Consider the following 17,622-nt stretch of genomic DNA (forward strand, 5'->3'; position numbering starts at 1 on the left):
CAGAGCTGACCCCAAATTGCTTTACTTCAGGTATTTGGCGAGCCAGCCGTGCACTTCGCTGTAGAAGTAGCGGCTGTTTTCGCCTTTGAGGATCCAGTGGTTTTCGTCCGGGAACACCAGCAGCTTGCTCGGCACGTTCAGGCGCTGCTGCGTGGCGAAGTTCATCAGGGCGTTGTTGGCCGGGACGCGGTAGTCCAGCTCGCCCACCGAGATCAGGATCGGCGTCTTGAAGCCCGTGCCTTTCTCATGGTTGCCGCCCTGTAGCACCGGGCTCTGCTCGCGCCACACGGCCCTGTCGCCCCAGACCGGGCCGCCGCTGTTGACCTCGCGCCCCCAGACGCTGTCGCTGGTGCCCCATTGCATGATGAGGTCCATCTCGCCCGCGTGCGAGACGATGGCCTTGTAGCGCGTGGTGGTCGCCTGCAGCCAGTTGGCCAGGTGGCCGCCATAACTCGCGCCGCCCGCCGCCAGCCTGCCGCCGTCGATGTAGCTGTATTTTTTGAGGGCTTCGTCGACCGCTTCGTTGATTTCGTCGGCCGGGCCTTTCAACGGGTCGCCCTGGATCGCGCGCGCGAAGTCTTCGCCGTAGCCGGTCGAGCCTTTGTAGTCGGTCAGCAGCACCACGTAGCCCGGCTGCGCCAGCAGGTGGTAGTTCCAGCGGAGCACGAACTGGTCGCGCCACATGTTGGCCGCGCCGCCATGGATGACCGCGAACAGCGGATACTTTTTGTTCGGGTCGAAGTTGGCCGGCTTGACGATCATGTTGTGGATCATGCGGCCGTCGCTGGCCTTGAACCAGAAGTGCTCCGGCGCCTGCCAGTCGATGCCGGCCGCGCGCTCGGTGTTGAACGCGGTCAGACGTTTCGGCGCGCCGTCGCCGAAGGCGTATACCTCGGGCGGATTGATCGACGATTCCCATACGCCCACCAGCGCCTTGCCGCCCGCGTTCAGCGAACCGATGCTGCCGGTCGGCGGCGATGGCTCGTCGCGCAGGTCGCCGCCGCTGTAGTTGATGGAGTGCAGCTGCTCCAGGCCCGCGTGCTCGTAACTGAACACCACGCGGTTGACGCCGGCCGGCAGCGCGTAGCGCGAGATCGAACGGTCCAGCCCGGCGGTGAGGATTTTCGGCGCCGGATTGGTCACCGGCCACGCCAGGCTGGCCAGGCGGCTCAGGTCGTAGACCTTGCCCGGCTCCTCCGCCTCGGTCAGGGTGAACAGGGTTCTGCCGTCGGCGCTGAATTTGAGGTTGCCGTAGCTGCGCTTGTCGGCGGTCAGCTGGGTCGCCTCGCCGCCGGCCACCGGCACGCTGAAGATTTGCGTGTAGCCCGAGGCGCGCGCCAGTTCGTCGCGGTTGGTCGAGGCGGAGAACACGATGGCCTTGCCGTCCGGCGCCCAGATCGCGTCCAGCGTCTGGCCTTCGTCGCCCTGGCCGCCGCCGAAGCCTGGCATGGCCGCCAGCCTGGTCGCGCTCAGCAGGTCGCGCGGCTTGGCGCCCGGCTCGGCGTCCATCACGAACAGCCGCACTTTTTTGTCGTCCAGCCATTTGTCGAAGAAGCGCGGCGGGAAGCTTTCGTAGGCGCGCGCGCTGTATTTGCGGTCCTTGCGCTCCTTGGCGGTTTTCTTGACGTCCTCCTCGCTGGCGTTGCCGGGGTAGATGTCGCTGACGAACAGGATCCGCTTGCCGTCCGGGCTGAATTTCGGCTGGCGCGCGCCCAGCGTCAGCGTGGTCAGGCGCTGCGCCTCGCCGCCGCCGGCGACGTCGATGCGGTAGATCTGGCCGGCCTCGTCGCCCTCGCGCTTGGCGATGAAGATCAGTTGCCTGCCGTCGGGCGACCAGTTGGGCGCGCCTTCGCCACCCTTGCTGAAGGTGAGGCGGCGCGCCGGCGTGTCGTCGGTCAGCGATTTGATCCACAGGTCCGACCATTGCTCCTTGCTGTCATAGGCGGGTTCGGTGACGGCGAATACGGCCCATTTGCCGTCCGGGCTCGGTTGTGGCGCGCCCACGCGCTTCATCAGCCATACATCCTCGTGAGTGATGGCGTGCTTGGCCGCCGCGGCGTCGGCCGCGAAAGCCGGGCCCGTCAGTTGGGCCGAAATGATGAAGGCGAGCAGGGAAAGTCGCGGTATAGTCATGGCGAGTTCGCTTCAAAGTCAGTGAAACAACGATAGTGGCCACAACCGTCATTGCTGTCAATCAAGTTTTCCTTCTTTTCAGATCACGGAGACAACATGCAGACCATTACCAAGGTTCACAAAGTCGCGGCGTTCACCAGCGGCGACGCCGGCGGCAATCCGGCCGGCGTGATGATACGCGCCGCGCTGCCGGAGGAGCCGGCCATGCAGCGCATCGCCGCCGAGATGGGATTTTCCGAAACGGTGTTCGCCGCGCCCCACGAGGATGGCTGGCGCGTGCGCTATTTTTCGCCCGACGGCGAGGTGGCGTTCTGCGGCCATGCGACCATCGCGCTGGGCGCGGTGCTGGCGCGGCAGCATGGCGACGGCATTTTCCCGTTGACCACCAATCACGCGCGGGTGACTGTGGAGGGGCGCGCCCACGGCGACGGCGCCATGGCGGCGCTGCAGTCGCCGGCCACCTCGAGCGCGCCGGCCGCGCCGGCGCTGGTGCGGGAAGCCTTGCAGCTGTTCGGCTATACGCTGGCCGACCTGGACGACCGCATCCCGCCCGCCATCGCCAGCGGCGGCGTGCGCCACCTGGTGCTGGCGCTGGCCAGCCGCGACAAGCTGCGCGCCATGCGCTACGAGCTGGGCGCGGGACGCGGCCTGATGCAGCGCCACGGCCTGACCACCGTCGCGCTGGTGCACGCGGAAACGCCGCGGCGCTTCCACGCGCGCAATCCGTTCGCCTCGGGCGGGGTGTATGAGGATCCGGCCACCGGCGCGGCGGCGGCGGCGCTGGCCGGCTATCTGCGCGACCTCGATTGGCCGCACGGCGGCGCCATCGACATTATCCAGGGCGAGGACATGGGCGCGCCCTGCCTGTTGCAGGCGCAGATTCCGAACCAGCCCGGCAGTTCGATCCGCGTCTCAGGCAGGGCGCGCATGATGGGCGATTAATCCCACTTCTTGAGCAGGCGCGCCAGCTCGCCGTTCTTTTCCAGTTGCTCGACGGCGCGCTGCACGCGCTGGCGCACCAACGGATCGACGTGGGTGCCCATCGCCATGTAGACGTTGGTGGTGGCCATCACGGTGGGCAGGATCTTGACCTTGCCCGCCAGGCCGGCGCGGTCGATGAAGCCCTGCATGCCGGGCGCGCGGTGCAGGAAGAAGCGGCCGCGTCCCGCCGCCAGCTTGTGCAGGTTGATGGCCGGGCTGGTGGCGCTCGGGTCGACGTGCAGGCCGCCCACGCGCTCCAGCATCTCCGGCGTGGTGTAGCCGCGGTTGGTCAGGATGACGGCCTGGGGACCCAGCGCGCGCACGTCGTCCCAGTCGTGGATGACGGCGCGCTCGCCGGCGCGCGCGATCAGCTGGTAGCGCAGCTGGAACAGCGGCGGGTCGAGGAACACGTACTGGCGCGCGCGCTCGTCGGTCTTTTGCACGGCGCACAGGGCGTCGTGCTGGTGGGTGGCGAGCTCGGACAGCGCGCGCACCAGCGGCAGCCATTGCTGGTCGCCGACGAATTGCAGCGTCGGGTCGGTGCGCTCGATGGCGCGGAACAGGTCGACGCACAGGCCGACCACGCGGCCGATGCCGGCCGGGATGAACTTGGGTTCCGTGCCTTCCTGCGCCACCACTTTCAGGACGGTGACCGGGGCCGCCGGCGCCGGCGCGCCCAGCAAGGCGCACAGCAGCGCCAGCGCGCGCCGCAATCCCTTCGACAACATGGACTCTCCCGTGGTTGCTTATGGACCGAAAGTATAGAGCAGGCGCGGCGGCCGGTGCGCGCTTATTGCTTGAGCAGGCGCGGCACGCCCTCGCTGACGGCCGCGCGCAGCAGGTGGTCGAGGTAGTCGGTTTTCTCCTTGGCGCTCAGCGCGCCCCAGGTGCGCACGGCGCGCTCGTCGGCGTTCTGGGCGTAGGTCACCATCTGGCTTTGCCTGAGGCGCACCTCGCGCTCCACCGCCAGCGTGTCGGCGTTGATCAGGCGCAGCTTGACGTAGGCGAACGGCATCAGCACGCCCTGGGTGCTCTCGTGATTGTCCGGCTTGTCCTTGTACGCGACCACATGCACCCGGTCGTCCATGTAGAAGCCCAGGCCCTCGATCTTGCCGGTGCCGCTGGATTCGTTCATGAATTTCAGCTCGGCGTCGGCGCGGTATTTGGTGATCAGGATCAGGTGGGTGATGCCCTTGTCCTTCCAAAGGCTTTTCAGGAACTCGCGGTCGGCCTGGTGGGCGGTGGCATCGTCGAACATGGCGTTCTGCTGCTGGTGCAGGCCGGCGTCGGTGCTCAGCATCAGGAAGCGGCCGGCGTCGGGCTGGACCTGCTGGACGGCGGCGCTGGCCGCGCGGATGGCGGCCTCGTCGAACAGCGTGTTCTCGCCCAGCGAATACACCTGCTTGTCGTTGGTGTCGGTGCGGCTGCCGATCTCCGGCACGTAGGTGACGGTGGAGATGCTGTCCCCCACCAGCGAGAGGATGCCGTATTTGCGCGGCGCCTCGGCGGCGTGGACGGAAGCGGCCAGCAGCAGCGCGGCCAGGACGGGCATGGAGGGTTTCATGGGCAGGCGGCGAAGTTATGTTGCGACAATCTTAGCATTGTTGACTCCTGGAAATACTCACCAATTGCCACGCGCTAGTCCCATTTGCGCATCAGCCGCTCCAGCTCGCCCTTCCTGTCCAGCTGGTGGAGCGCGTCGGCCAGCCGCTCGCCGATCCTGGCGTCCAGCTGCTTGCTGGTGGCGAAGTACAGCTTGGCGCTGTACATCACCGGCGGCAGGATTCTGACCTTGCCGGCGGTGCCGGTGCGCTGCAGCAGTCTTTGCAGGCCGGGGCCGCGGTGGAAGTACAGGCGGCCGCGGCCGGCGATCAGCTTTTGCAGGTTCAGCTCCGGGCTGGTCGAGCTGGCGTCGACCTCGATGCCGCCCATGGCGGTCACGATGTCGCCGGCGGCGAAGCCGCGGTTGACCAGCACCACGCCGTCGGGCGCGAGCCTGCGCACGTCGTCCCAGGTCTGCAGCGCCACGTCGTCGTTGGCGCGCACCAGGAAGTGGTATTCGATGGTGTACAGCGGCGGGCCGATGAAGTTGAAGCGCCGCTCGCGCTCGGCGGTGCGCTGGACCGCGCACTGCACGTCCTCGAGGCCGGCCTCGAGCTCGGAGTAGGCGCGGATCAGCGGCTTCCAGCGCTGGTCGCCGACGAAGCGCAGGCCGGGATCGATGTGCTCGATGGCGCGCAGGATGTCGACGCACAGGCCGGCGATGCGGCCCTTGCCGTCGGCGATGAACTTGGGCTCGGTGCCCTCCTGGGCGGCGGTGCGCAGCTCGATGGGGGCCGGGGCGGCGGCGGCGGGCAAAGGCATCAGGCAAGCGGCCAGCAGCAGCTTTGTCCCTATGCCATGCGCAACAGTCATATTCACCTCAAGGAGTCCGCGCCCGCGCTCTTGGCCCTAGCTTACACCAGCGCCCGCCAGCGCGGCGAACGGACGAAAAAAAAGCTTCCGTTCTGGAAGCTTTTTCTGGAATTCGGTGGTAGGCCGTGCGGGATTCGAACCTGCGACCAACGGATTAAAAGTCCGCTGCTCTACCAGCTGAGCTAACGACCCCCGAAAGAGGCCGTATTATAGACTGTCCGCCGATAATTGCAAAGGGGTTTTTATTGGGCGCCCAGCGCCGCCGTGACTTTCAGCACCTCGTCGGCGCTGGTCACGCCTTCCTGGATCTTCAGCGCGCCGGCGACGCGCAGCGGCTTCATGCCGTCGGCCACGCTCTGGCGGCGCAGCGCCTGGATGTCGGTTTCCTCGCGTACCTGCGCGCTGAAGGCCGCCGTCACGGTGAGCAGCTCGTACAGGCCGGTGCGGCCGCGGTAGCCGGTCTGGCGGCACTCGGGGCAGCCGACCGGCCGGTAGATCACGGCCGGCTTGGCCAGGTCCCACTCGCCGGCCAGGCTGTGCCAGATCTCGTCGCTGAGCTCGCCGTCGGCGGCCTTGCAGTCGGCGCACAGCGTACGCACCAGGCGCTGCGCCATGATGCCGATCAGCGTCGCCTCCAGCAGGTAGTAGGGCACGCCCAGCTCCAGCAGCCGCATCACGGCCGAGGGGGCGTCGTTGGTGTGCAGGGTGGACAGCACCAGGTGGCCGGTCAGCGCCGCCTGGATCGCCATCTCGGCGGTGGCCAGGTCGCGGATCTCGCCCACCATGATGATGTCGGGGTCCTGCCGCATCAGCGCGCGCACGCCGTCGGCGAACGACAGCTCGATGCCGGGCTGCACCTGCATCTGGTTGAAGGCCGGCTCCACCATCTCGATCGGGTCCTCCACGGTGCAGACGTTGACCTCGGAGGTGGCCAGCGCCTTGAGCGTGGTGTATAGGGTGGTGGTCTTGCCCGAGCCGGTCGGCCCGGTGACCAGGATGATGCCGTGCGGGCGCCGCGTCAGCGCGTCCCAGCGCTGGGCGTCCTCGGGCGGGAAGCCCAGTTCCGGCAGGGTCTTGACCACCACCTCCGGGTCGAAGATGCGCATCACCAGCTTCTCGCCGAACGCGGTGGGCAGCGTCGACAGGCGCAACTCGACCTCCTGGCCGCCGGCGGTGCGGGTCTTGATGCGGCCGTCCTGCGGGCGGCGCTTCTCGATCACGTCCATGCGCCCCAGCAGCTTGATGCGCGCGGTCATGGCGATCATCACCACCGCCGGCACCTGGTACACCTGGTGCAGCACGCCGTCGATGCGGAAGCGGATCGCCGCCATGTCGCGCTTGGGCTCGAGGTGGATGTCGGAGGCGCGCTGCTCGAACGCGTACTGCCACAGCCAGTCGACGATGTTGATCACGTGCTGGTCGTTGGCGTCGACCTGCTTGTTGCTCTTGCCCAGCTCCACCAGCTGCTCGAAGTTGTTGCGCAGCGCCAGGTCGTTGCCGCTGGACTGGTTGGCCTTCTTGATCGACTTGGCCAGGCTGAAGAACTGGGTGATGTATTGCGCGATGTCGAGCGGGTTGGCGATCACGCGGCGCACCGCGCGGCGCGAGATCTTGGCGATCTCGGCCTCCCATTCCTGGGCGTTGGGGTCGGCGGTGGCCACCACCAGCGTGTCGGCGGTCAACTCCACCGGCAGGATGTTGAAGCGCGCCGCGTAGCTGGCCGACATGACGTCGGCCACCCTGGTGAAATCGATCTTCAGCGGGTCGATGCGGATGAACGGCAGATTGGCGCGCCGCGCCAGCCACTCGCACAGCGCGTCCAGCGTCAGCAGCTTGTGCGGCGGCCGCGCCGACAGCAGCTTGACGTGCGCCACCGCGCACAGCGGATGCATGTAGCCGCTGGTGTTCTTCAGGATGGCCGAGCTTTGCGCGTACAGTTCCTTGACCTCGGCCTTGCGCACCATGCCGTCGGCCAGCAGCCATGTGTAGATCTGTTGCAGGTCGAGCGGTGCCATGGTGCGCCAGCCTTTCTATTGCGTGGTTATGCCCTTGACCCAGGATTTGGCCGGCAGCTTGGTGTCGGCCGCGATCTGGGCGGCGCGCGCCGCCAGCGCCGCCGGATCGAGCGCGCGCTGGCGCTTGAAGGCAATCGCGACCACGTTACCATCATGTACCCGCGGCAGGCAAATCACCTGCGCAAACGCGAACTTCATGGCCTTCAGGTTGCGCGCGTAGCTCGGGTGGTCGCCAAACAGGTTGACCGTCATCACGCCGTCCTCGGTCAGGCAGGCGTTGCACGAGCGGTAGAATTCCGGCGTGTCGAGCACCGGGCCGCGCGCGGTGGCGTCGTACAGGTCGACCTGCAGCGCGTCCAGCGTGTTGGCGTTGGCCGGGTCGTTGACGTAGTCCTGCGCGTCCATCTCCAGCACGCGCAGGCGGTCATCGTTGGGCGGCAGCTTGAACATGGTTTCGCAGATGGCGATCACCGAGGGGTTCAGTTCGACCGCCGTGACCTGCGCGTCGGGGAAGGTGGCGTGGCAGAACTTGGTCAGCGCGGCCGTGCCCAGGCCCAGCTGGGCGATGCGGCGCGGCTGTTCCAGCCACAGCATCCACGCCATCATCTGCTGGGCGTATTCGAGCTCCGGCCAGTTGGGCTTGCGGATGCGCATGGCGCCCTGCACCCATTCGGTGCCGAAGTGCAGGTAGCGCACGCCGTCCTGCTCGGACAAGGTCACTGGCGCGTATTTCGGTTTGCGGGCCTTGGCGGGCGCCGTGTCCGGCTTGCTGGCGGGGCGCGAGGATTCTTCTTTTTCGATGGATTTGCGTTTAATTAACATGGGGCGGGCCGCTGGAGGTGACACGGCATTATCTGAAAACGACAATGCCGGCGCAAGGCCGGCATTGAAGGGAGGGGCGGGCAGGGCTCAGCGCTGCATCGGTTCCACCACCACGCGCAGGCGCACGCGCTCGCCCGGGTCGTAGGACATGACGCTGGTGTAGTTGCGGCCGCGGTAGTCGTAGGTCACCTCGTAGCCCGAGGTGCGCGACTCCCAGTGGTCGACCGTGCGGCACTGCTTGACGGCCTGCTGCGACACCGGGCCGCTGCTCGGGGTGTTGGCGTTGTCGACGCGGTCGCCCACCAGCGCGCCGGCGATGGCGCCGGCGGCGGTGGCCACCGAGCGGCCGGAGCCGCCGCCCACCTGGTTGCCGGCCAGGCCGCCGACCAGGCCGCCGATGATGGCGCCGCCCACGCTGCGCTCGGGCGCCGGCTGCTGCACCTGCACGTACTCGGTGCGGCATTCCTGGCGCGGACGGTTGATCTGTTCGACTTGCGGGGTGACGCGCACCACGCGGCCGAAGTCCTCGAAATCGGCGGCTTGGGCATGGGCAAAGGGCATGGCGCTCAGGCACAGGGCCGACGCGATCAGTTTGGCTTGCAGATTCATGTGATACCTCGTTTTGGTTCAGGGTGTCTATCAGGGGGATTCTGATATTGCATGAAACGTATGGTAATCCCGCGCGCAAGCCCCGACTAGTGGCCGGGCGGTATCTGTGGCAACAAATTGTAACAAGGGGGCAAGGGCGAATTGTGCCGATTCCACCGCTAAAACCGGCAAAAAACTTCTGTTTTTAACAAATATTGCGTTAGACATCACATACGTGTTGATCTGGGAGGAACAACACGTTACCCTAATATGCGTATGGGATTAATGGCCGGCGCCGACCTGCTGGCCATGTTTAGTGGACAGGTGCTCAAATTATTTACTCTTTAATACACAAGTTAGGCACTCCCGACAGTAATAAAGTGGACACTCCGTACATACCAGGTCAAATTGAGGGAAACGAGAGCTTGCTGGCCAGCGTGCCGCCCAACCTCGTGCAGTCGATCCGCGCCTTCCGCGTGGCCGAGCTGCAGGAGGAGGCCGCCCGTCTGGGACAGCACTTCCTGTACGCGCACTGCATCGCCGGCGCGACCAAGCAGCAGGTGCTGGGCATCATTTCGGAATCGTTCCAGTTTCCCAAGGGAGTAGGCAAGAACTTCGACGGGCTGCGCACCACCCTGACCGAGACCATGTACCAGGCCGGCGCGCAAACCGGGTTCCTGATCGTGCTGGAGCAGTTGCCGAACACCCAGAAATTTGACAAGGAGGCAAGGGAAACCCTGCTGGACGTCTTCCGCGACGCTGCCGATTACTGGGCCGACAAGAAAGTGCCATTCCGGGTGTTTTACTCCTTCGAGTAAGCCCGCGCCGCCGCCTGCCCGCGCCTGGGCAGGCGGCGCGCCGTCTGCTGCATCGCAACAATTCTTCGGTGGCCCTGTGCCTGTGGACAAGGTACAATGCCGGGTTATGAAAAACATCGTCATCCTGATTTCCGGCCGCGGCAGCAATATGGAAGCCATCGTGCACGCCCTCGCGCGCGAGGGCTGGCCGGCGCGCGTCGCCGCCGTGATCAGCAACCGCGCGGACGCCCCGGGACTGGCCTTCGCGGCCCGCCACGGCATCGCCACCGCCGTGGTGGCCAACAAGGATTACGCCAGCCGCGCCGAGTTCGACGCCGCGCTGCGGGCGGTGATCGACGGTTACGCGCCCGACCTGGTGGTGCTGGCCGGCTTCATGCGCATCCTGACCGAGCCGTTCGTCGCGCATTACGCCGGCCGCATGCTCAACATCCATCCGTCGCTGTTGCCGCTGTTCCCGGGCCTGGCGACCCACGCGCAGGCGCTGGCGGCCGGCGTGCGCGAACATGGCGCCACGGTGCATTTCGTCACGGCCGAACTCGATCACGGGCCGCTGGTGCTGCAGGCCGCCGTGCCGGTGCTGCCGGACGACACGGTCGAGACCCTGTCGGCGCGCGTGCTGGAACAGGAACACGTGATTTATCCGCGCGCGGTGCGCTGGTTCGTCGAGGACCGGCTGCGGCTGACGCGCGGCGCGGTCCAGGTGGACCACAGTCAGTAACAAAATTAACCAAGGAATTCCATGAGATTGCCTCCAGCGATACTCGCCAACGCCGAAGAAGTGTTGCGCGAGATTTTACGCTTTGCCGCGCCGGCCGACACCACCCTGTCGCGCTACTTCAAGGACCACCCGCGCCTGGGCGGCCGCGAGCGCGGCGCCATCGCCGAAGCCGTGTACAACGTGCTGCGCAACAAGAACTTCTACACCGACTTCTCGGAGGCCGGCGGCGGCGCCACCATGCGCCGCCTGACCCTGCTGGGCATGGCCGACGCCGTCGGCCTGGCGTCGCTGGGCGGGGTCAGCGAGGACGAGGCGGCGTGGGTCACGCGCATCCTCGAGATCGATCGCGGCCTGATGCACAAGTCGAGCCGCTCGAACATGCCGAAGTGGCTGTTCGACAAGCTGGTGGCGCAGATGGGCGAGCAGGAGACGCTGGCGCTGGCCGACGGCATGAACCGCCCGGCGCCGCTGGACCTGCGCGTCAACACGCTCAAGGCCAACCGCGACGAGGTGATCGCCAAGCTGGCCGAGGCGCCGATCAAGGCCGAGCCGACGCCGTTCGCGCCGCAGGGCCTGCGCATCCAGACCAAGCCGCAGCTGCAGAACCTGCCGCTGTTCAAGGACGGCCACATCGAGGTGCAGGACGAGGGCAGCCAGATCCTGTCGGCGCTGGTCGCGGCCAAGCGCGGCGAGATGGTGGTGGACTTCTGCGCCGGCGCCGGCGGCAAGACGCTGTCGCTGGGCGCGGCCATGCGCAACACCGGCCGCCTGTACGCGTTCGACGTGTCGGAAAAGCGCCTGACCAAGCTCAAGCCGCGGCTGGCGCGCTCCGGCCTGTCGAACGTGCATCCGGTGGTGATCGCGCACGAGCGCGACGCCAAGATCAAGCGCCTGGCCGGCAAGATCGACCGCGTGCTGGTCGACGCCCCGTGCTCGGGCCTGGGCACGCTGCGCCGCAACCCGGACGTCAAGTGGCGCCAGCAGCCGGACGCCATCGCCGAGCTGCAGGCCAAGCAGGCCGCCATCCTGGACGGCGCCGCGCGCCTGGTCAAGGGCGGCGGCCGCCTGGTGTACGCCACCTGCTCGGTGCTGGACGACGAGAACGACTTCATCGCGCGCCAGTTCCTGGAAACCCATCCGGACTTCGAGCTGGTGCCGGCGAGCAAGGCGCTGGCCGAGCAGAAGATCGACCTCGAGATGGGCGACTACCTGAAGCTGTTGCCGCACCGGCACCAGACCGACGGCTTCTTCGCCGCCGTGTTCGAGCGCAAGCCGATGCCGAAGAAGGCCCCGGAAGCGGACGACGAGTAAACCTACAGGCCGGCGATCCCGGCCTGTTTTACGTTAAGCTACACACCTCAACAACCAATCCCTGTCACGATGGCGCAACAACAACCCCTGCTCAACCTGATCGAAGACCTCACCGGCGACCTTGGCGACCCGCGCATCCTGTGGCAGATCGGCGCCATCGCGCTGTGCGCCGCGCTCGGCTTCGGGCTGGCGCGGGTGCTGAAGAAGCGCTTCGGCCGCCAGGAGGCGCAGGGCGGGGTGCTGGGGTTCGGCGTCGAGAGCTTCGGCCGCGTGATGGCGCCGCTGATGGTGGTGGGCCTGCTGGCGCTCGCGCGGCTGGTGCTGCTGCGCTACCACTTCCACGTCAACTGGCTCGACGTGGCGCAGCCGATCTTCGGCTCGCTGGTGGTGATCCGCTTCACCTTCTACCTGATCCGCCGCGTGTTCGCGCGCAACGGCCGCACCATCAGCCCCGGCATGCTGGCGTTCGAGAAGGTGTTCCAGCTGCTGGTGTGGCTGGCCTTCGTGCTGTACGTGACCGGCATGTGGGTCGACGTGTTCGACGTGATGGAGGGCACCAAGCTGCCGATCGGCAAGTACAAGGTGTCGATCGCCGATATCCTGCAGGCCAGCGCCTCGGTGATCGTGCTGCTGATGCTGGCGCTGTGGGCCGGCGCCGCGCTCGAAGAATGGCTGATGAAAATGCAGGGCGGCATGCACACCAACCTGCGCGTGGTGCTGTCGCGCACGGCGCGCGCGGTGCTGATCCTGGTGGCGGTGCTGATGAGCTTGTCGCTGGTGGGGATCGACCTGACGGTGCTGTCGGTGTTTGGCGGCGCGCTCGGCGTCGGCCTCGGCCTGGGCTTGCAGAAGATCGCCAGCAACTACGTGTCGGGCTTCGTGATCCTGCTGGACCGCTCGCTGACCATCGGCGACATGATCACGGTCGACAAATACAGTGGCCGCGTGACCCAGATCAACACCCGCTACACCGTGCTGCAAAGCCTGGACGGCATGGAATCCATCGTGCCGAACGAGATGCTGGTGTCGGGCGCGGTGCAGAACTCCTCGCTGACCAACAGCCGGGTCAACCTGTCGACCAAGGTGTCGGTGGCGTACGACACCGACGTCGACTTCGTGATCCGGCTGCTGGGCGAGGCCGCCCAGACCGTGGAGCGGGTGCTGAAGGAGCCGGCGCCGTCGGTCAACCTGACCGCGTTTGGCGCCGATGGCCTGGACCTGACGGTCAACTTCTGGATCGACGATCCGGAGAACGGCCGCGGCGGCGTGACCTCGGACGTCAACCGCGCGATCTGGCGCGCGCTCAAGGAAAACAACATCTCTGTTCCATTCCCGCAACGCGAAATGCGCATCCTCGGCCCCGTGCCCGCGCCCCTGGCACCACAGGAAAGCACGACCGTGCCTTCGGAATAATCAGTGATTCACAGAAAACCGTCGTACAATATCGTCCAAAAGCGGGGCACGGCGGGCGGCGTACGCCTGTAAAAATTTCAATCTTGGTTGGAGTAGTAATGAGTTTATATGCAGTATTGGATTTCCTGTCGAACGGCATCACCCGCTTCACGGGCTGGGAAGTGTTCTTTTACACCCTGGTGGTGACCCATATCACCATCGCCGGCGTGACGATATACCTGCACCGCTGCCAGGCGCACCGCGCGCTGGACCTGCATCCCGTCGTCAGCCACTTCTTCCGCTTCTGGCTGTGGCTGACCACCGGCCAGGTGACCAAGGAATGGGCCTCGATCCACCGCAAGCACCACGCCAAGTGCGACACCGAGGAGGATCCGCACAGCCCGGTCACGCGCGGCATCAAGAAAGTGTTCTGGGAGGGCGCCGAGCTGTACCGCGCCGAGGCCAAGAACAAGGAAACCATGGAGAAGTACGGCCACGGCACGCCGGACGACTGGATGGAGCGCAACGTCTACACCCGCTACAGCGCGCTGGGCGTGTCGTCGCTGCTGGTGATCAACTTCCTGCTGTTCGGCGTGATCGGCATCACCGTGTGGGCCGTGCAAATGCTGTGGATCCCGGTGACCGCCGCCGGCATCATCAACGGCATCGGCCACTACTGGGGCTACCGCAACTACGACTGCGCCGACGCGGCCACCAACATCATCCCGCTGGGTCTGCTGATCGGCGGCGAGGAGCTGCACAACAACCACCACACCTTCGCCACCTCGGCCAAGCTGTCGTCCAAGTGGTATGAGTTCGACATCGGCTGGGGCTACATCCGCACGCTGGAGATGCTGGGCCTGGCCAAGGTGAAGAAGCTGGCGCCGGAGCCGAAGTTCGCCAAGGACAAGCTGGAGGCCGACTTCGACACCCTGCAATCGGTGATCGCCAACCGCTACGACGTGATGGCCAAGTACGCCAAGTCGATCAAGAGCGCCTGGAAGGAAGAGCTGGAGCACCTGAAGGACAAGGCCCAGCTGGAGGCGCGCTTCCTGAAATCGTCGCGCAAGCTGCTGCAGCGCGAGCCGGGCAAGCTGGAGGCGCCGCAACAGCAGCAGCTGTCGGAACTGTTCCAGCACAGCAAGGCGCTGGAAACCATGCACAATATGCGCGTGGAGCTGGGCGTGATCTGGGAGCGTTCGCACTTCACGCGCGACCAGCTGCTGCACAAGCTGCAAGACTGGTGCAACCGCGCGGAAGCGTCGGGCATCAAGTCCCTGCAAGACTTCTCGCTGCGACTGCGCAGCTACGCATAAGAAATGGCCCTTCGGGGCCATTTTTTTTGTGAGGTGGGCATTGGGGAGCTTGTTGCCGGATCGCCGCAAGTGGCGTATCCGCCTTGATCACCTTTGACCAAGTCCAGCAGCCCATTTTCCTACAAGCCCGGATGGCGCCCGCCTATATGGGCGGGCCGGGCGCCTCGCTACACTGCATGCTCAATGGAGAAAGGGAGGACATGATGCGATCAAGCTATCGGACCATCCTGGCGGGCGGCCTGCTGATGCTGGCGCTGGGCGCATGCAAGGACAACAGTGTCAACGGCACGCCCAGCGGCGCGGGCAACAGCGAGTCGGGCGCCAGCGGCGGCTCGGCGGCGGCGCCGGGCGGTGAGCGCGGCAACACCGGCGCCAGCTCCGACACCCCGGCCGCGGCGGCGCCGGGCACCACCACGGACGGCGCCGCAGGCAACGCCGGTGCCGGCACCAGCACCGCGACCGGCGGCAACCCCAACGCCACCGACCGGCCAGTCACGCCGCCGCCGGACGGCAAGACCAACACCACGCGCTAGCATAAAAAAAAGCCACTCGATGAGTGGCTTTTTCACAGAAGCGAAGACCGGATTACTTGATCTTGGTTTCTTTGTAGATCACGTGCTTGCGTGCTTTGGGATCGAACTTGGTGATCTCCATTTTCGCAGGCATGGTGCGCTTGTTTTTGGTGGTGGTGTAGAAGTGACCCGTGCCTGCGGTCGATTCCAGCTTGATTTTGTCGCGGCCAGTTTTTGCCATGATAGCTCCCTATTAGACTTTTTCGCCACGGGCGCGCATGTCGGCCAGAACGGCATCGATGCCGACCTTGTCGATTACACGCAGACCAGCGTTGGACAGACGCAGGGAGACCCAGCGGTTTTCAGATTCAACAAAAATACGACGGTTCTGCAGGTTAGGCAGGAAACGACGTTTGGTTTTGTTGTTTGCGTGGGAAACGTTGTTGCCGACCATCGGCTTCTTCCCAGTAACTTGGCAAACACGTGCCATAACGCACTCCTTAAAAGACATTCCAAAATTGGAAAAACAAGAGTATATCCAAAAAAATCAGGTTTTTCAATCACTTACGAAAAACAATTGTGTCTCGATAACGTGGAAAAATTTAACAATTGTGAATCCGCTCGTAAACCCTTGAGCGCATAGGGGTAAACCTAGAGTTGTCCATGCTCGGCAAACGAGTGGATTTGATGCCCGGCGACCACAAAGTGGTCGAGGATGCGGATATCGACCAGCGCCAGCGCCTGCATCAGCGCGCGCGTCAGCAGCAGGTCGGACTCGCTCGGCTCGGGCGTGCCGGACGGGTGGTTGTGGGCCAGCATCACGCTGGCGGCGTTGCGCGCCAGCGCCTCCTTGACCACCTCGCGCGGGTAGACCGAGGTGTGGGTGAGGGTGCCGCGAAACATTTCCTTGGCGTCGATCAGGCGGTTCTTGACGTCGAGGAACAGCACATGGAAGGACTCGAAGGACTTGGCGGCAAAGGTGGTGCGCAGGTATTCCTTCACCGCGCGCGGCGAGCTGAGCATGGAACCGTTGTGCATCTCTTCCCGTATCGCGCGGCGCGCCAGCTCCATCACCGCCTGCAATTGCGCGAACTTGGCTGGCCCCAGCCCGTGGACGGCGGCGAATTCCGGCAGCGTCGCGCTGAACAAGCGCTGCAGCGAGCCGAAATGGCGCATCATGTCCTGTCCCAGCTGGACCGCATCCTTGCCGGCCACGCCGATGCGCAGGAATATCGCCAGCAGCTCGGCGTCGGACAGCGCCTGCGCGCCTTCGCGGATCAGGCGTTCCCGTGGGCGTTTTTCTTGCGGCCAATCGTGGATGGACATGGCGAGCTCCTTGTGAGCTCCCATTATCGGCATGCGCCATGAGCGGGTACTGATCAAAGCCGGAGGAAGATGTTTTTCCGGTAGAGCTGCAACAAGATGGCGCCCAGCAGCAGCACCAGCCCCGCCGAGTAGGCGAGCGAGGCGACGCGCGCATCGGCCAGCATCCCGCCCAGCAGGCCGGCGAAGTAGTCGTGGTAGCTGGCCGGCGGGCCGGCGCGCAATGGCAGCTGCAACAGACAGTCCAGCAGGCTGATGCCAACGAAAGCCAGGGTGGCATTGGCGCCGAACGCCAGCACCGGCGCGGCGCGGCGGAGCGGCCACAGGACGATGATCGCCAGCAGCGCAAAACCGGCGGAGGCCAGGGCAAAGCTGGGCGTCCAGATTTTCTTCACCAGCGGCAGCCAGGGATCGAGCGCAAAGCCGGCCAGCAGCAGGGCGGCGCCGATGGCGGCCAGTTTGATGAGCGTGCCGCGCGCGGCGTCGTCGCGCAGCATGAGGCCGGCCGCCAGCCCGGCCAGCACGTTGACCAGCGCGCCCACCGTGGACAGCAAGCCTTCCGGCTCGTAGGTGACCACGCCGTCGCTCAGGCCGTAAGGCCACATGTGGTGCACGCCGAAAACGGCGCGGTCGATGACGGCCGGCAGGGCGTGCACGGAATCAAAGCAGGCGGGACCGCAATGGGGCGCGTCCCAGCCCAGCAGCAGGGCGCCATAGCCGGCCGCCAGCACCGCTGCCGCGCTGCAGACGCGCAGCGGGCGCAACACGAAACCGCTGTCCGTGCGCCGGCCGAGCGCCAGCACCAGCAAGCCGGCCGCGAAATAGCAAATGCCGATGCGCTGCAGGATGCCCATCACCCGCACCTGGGCAAAGTCGAAGTAGGGCAGCAGGTTGAGCAGCAGTCCCAGCAGGAAGAGGGCGGCGCCGCGGCGGGCGAGGTAGGCGATCACGGCCGCCACCGGCCGGCGCTCGATGCGCCCGAGCAGCGAAAACGGCATGGCCGCGCCAACGCAGAACAGGAAGCAGGGGAAGATCATGTCGGCCAGCGCAAAGCCGCGCCAGCCTGCATGGTTGAGCACGCCGAAGCGGTGCTCCCAGTCGCCGGCGTAGGCCACCAGGATCATGCCGATCACCGCCAGGCCGCGCAGCAGGTCGATGGCGATGACGCGCGTGGACACCGCCTGGAGGGCGCCGGCGCGCGCGGGCCGCCCTGCAGGCGCGGCGGCGGGGGAGGCGGTAGGCATTGCCGAGTCTCCTTTTTATAATCTGGGATCGTTT

18 protein-coding genes and 1 tRNA gene are annotated in these 17,622 nt (G+C 65.9%); 7 read left to right on the forward strand and 12 right to left on the reverse strand.

The window, feature by feature from the left end; genetic code table 11:
* Positions 1 to 21: 21 nt before the first annotated feature.
* Positions 22 to 2,133, reverse strand: coding sequence for a S9 family peptidase (locus FHW83_RS05535; RefSeq protein ID WP_176645351.1), 2,112 nt, complete (start codon positions 2,131 to 2,133; stop codon positions 22 to 24).
* A 96-nt stretch (positions 2,134 to 2,229) separates the two neighbouring features.
* On the opposite strand from FHW83_RS05535, the gene FHW83_RS05540 reads away from it, so the two are divergent.
* Complete coding sequence (locus tag FHW83_RS05540; protein WP_176645352.1) at positions 2,230 to 3,075, forward strand: PhzF family phenazine biosynthesis protein; 846 nt, start codon at positions 2,230 to 2,232, stop codon at positions 3,073 to 3,075.
* Here the strand turns inward: FHW83_RS05540 and FHW83_RS05545 are convergent.
* The 7 genes from FHW83_RS05545 to FHW83_RS05575 form a co-directional block, all read right to left on the reverse strand.
* The gene (locus tag FHW83_RS05545) at positions 3,072 to 3,842 is read right to left on the reverse strand and encodes an ABC transporter substrate-binding protein (RefSeq protein ID WP_176645353.1); all 771 of its coding nucleotides are present in this window, start codon (positions 3,840 to 3,842) and stop codon (positions 3,072 to 3,074) included. The two genes, FHW83_RS05540 and FHW83_RS05545, sit on opposite strands and share 4 nt — an antisense overlap.
* Before the next feature lie 62 nt (positions 3,843 to 3,904).
* Entirely contained in the window at positions 3,905 to 4,666 is a 762-nt protein-coding gene (locus tag FHW83_RS05550) for a hypothetical protein (RefSeq protein WP_176645354.1), read from the reverse strand.
* Between the two features lie 86 nt (positions 4,667 to 4,752).
* Positions 4,753 to 5,529 (reverse strand): ABC transporter substrate-binding protein, encoded by a 777-nt coding sequence (locus FHW83_RS05555; RefSeq protein ID WP_176645355.1) that lies wholly within the window; start codon positions 5,527 to 5,529, stop codon positions 4,753 to 4,755.
* A 116-nt stretch (positions 5,530 to 5,645) separates the two neighbouring features.
* A tRNA-Lys gene (locus FHW83_RS05560) sits at positions 5,646 to 5,721 on the reverse strand.
* A 50-nt stretch (positions 5,722 to 5,771) separates the two neighbouring features.
* Positions 5,772 to 7,544: a GspE/PulE family protein gene (locus FHW83_RS05565; RefSeq protein WP_176645356.1), complete on the reverse strand. Its 1,773-nt coding sequence runs from the start codon at positions 7,542 to 7,544 to the stop codon at positions 5,772 to 5,774.
* Between the two features lie 15 nt (positions 7,545 to 7,559).
* A complete protein-coding gene (locus FHW83_RS05570) occupies positions 7,560 to 8,366 on the reverse strand; it encodes a spermidine synthase (RefSeq protein WP_176645357.1) in 807 nt (268 codons plus the stop codon).
* Between the two features lie 87 nt (positions 8,367 to 8,453).
* Positions 8,454 to 8,975 (reverse strand): glycine zipper 2TM domain-containing protein, encoded by a 522-nt coding sequence (locus FHW83_RS05575; protein WP_176645358.1) that lies wholly within the window; start codon positions 8,973 to 8,975, stop codon positions 8,454 to 8,456.
* Between the two features lie 311 nt (positions 8,976 to 9,286).
* Between FHW83_RS05575 and FHW83_RS05580 the strand changes: the two genes are divergently transcribed.
* The 6 genes from FHW83_RS05580 to FHW83_RS05605 all read left to right on the forward strand — a co-directional run bounded on the left by FHW83_RS05580 (position 9,287) and on the right by FHW83_RS05605 (position 15,042).
* A complete protein-coding gene (locus FHW83_RS05580) occupies positions 9,287 to 9,772 on the forward strand; it encodes a barstar family protein (protein WP_373997171.1) in 486 nt (161 codons plus the stop codon).
* A 106-nt stretch (positions 9,773 to 9,878) separates the two neighbouring features.
* A complete protein-coding gene (purN, locus tag FHW83_RS05585) occupies positions 9,879 to 10,490 on the forward strand; it encodes a phosphoribosylglycinamide formyltransferase (protein WP_176645359.1) in 612 nt (203 codons plus the stop codon).
* 21 nt (positions 10,491 to 10,511) lie between these two features.
* Positions 10,512 to 11,801, forward strand: coding sequence for an RsmB/NOP family class I SAM-dependent RNA methyltransferase (locus tag FHW83_RS05590; protein ID WP_176645360.1), 1,290 nt, complete (start codon positions 10,512 to 10,514; stop codon positions 11,799 to 11,801).
* Positions 11,802 to 11,870: 69 nt separating this feature from the next.
* On the forward strand, positions 11,871 to 13,214 hold the full coding sequence (locus FHW83_RS05595) for a mechanosensitive ion channel family protein (protein ID WP_176645361.1): 1,344 nt from the start codon (positions 11,871 to 11,873) through the stop codon (positions 13,212 to 13,214).
* A 98-nt stretch (positions 13,215 to 13,312) separates the two neighbouring features.
* A complete protein-coding gene (locus tag FHW83_RS05600; protein ID WP_176645362.1) occupies positions 13,313 to 14,509 on the forward strand; it encodes a fatty acid desaturase in 1,197 nt (398 codons plus the stop codon).
* Between the two features lie 200 nt (positions 14,510 to 14,709).
* A complete protein-coding gene (locus FHW83_RS05605) occupies positions 14,710 to 15,042 on the forward strand; it encodes a hypothetical protein (protein WP_176645363.1) in 333 nt (110 codons plus the stop codon).
* Between the two features lie 52 nt (positions 15,043 to 15,094).
* Here FHW83_RS05605 and rpmG read toward each other — a convergent pair whose 3' ends face one another.
* The 4 genes from rpmG to FHW83_RS05625 form a co-directional block, all read right to left on the reverse strand.
* Entirely contained in the window at positions 15,095 to 15,262 is a 168-nt protein-coding gene (gene rpmG / locus FHW83_RS05610; protein ID WP_005665735.1) for a 50S ribosomal protein L33, read from the reverse strand.
* A gap of 12 nt (positions 15,263 to 15,274) precedes the next feature.
* Positions 15,275 to 15,511 (reverse strand): 50S ribosomal protein L28, encoded by a 237-nt coding sequence (gene rpmB, locus FHW83_RS05615; RefSeq protein ID WP_008451488.1) that lies wholly within the window; start codon positions 15,509 to 15,511, stop codon positions 15,275 to 15,277.
* Positions 15,512 to 15,672: 161 nt separating this feature from the next.
* Entirely contained in the window at positions 15,673 to 16,347 is a 675-nt protein-coding gene (gene radC, locus FHW83_RS05620) for a DNA repair protein RadC (protein WP_176645364.1), read from the reverse strand.
* 53 nt (positions 16,348 to 16,400) lie between these two features.
* Positions 16,401 to 17,588 carry an acyltransferase family protein gene (locus FHW83_RS05625; RefSeq protein ID WP_176645365.1) on the reverse strand — a complete coding sequence of 396 codons (1,188 nt, stop codon included), beginning with the start codon at positions 17,586 to 17,588 and terminating at the stop codon, positions 16,401 to 16,403.
* Positions 17,589 to 17,622 lie beyond the last annotated feature (34 nt).

The sequence above is a fragment of the Duganella sp. SG902 genome, assembly GCF_013376005.1.
Classification (GTDB): domain Bacteria; phylum Pseudomonadota; class Gammaproteobacteria; order Burkholderiales; family Burkholderiaceae_D; genus Rugamonas.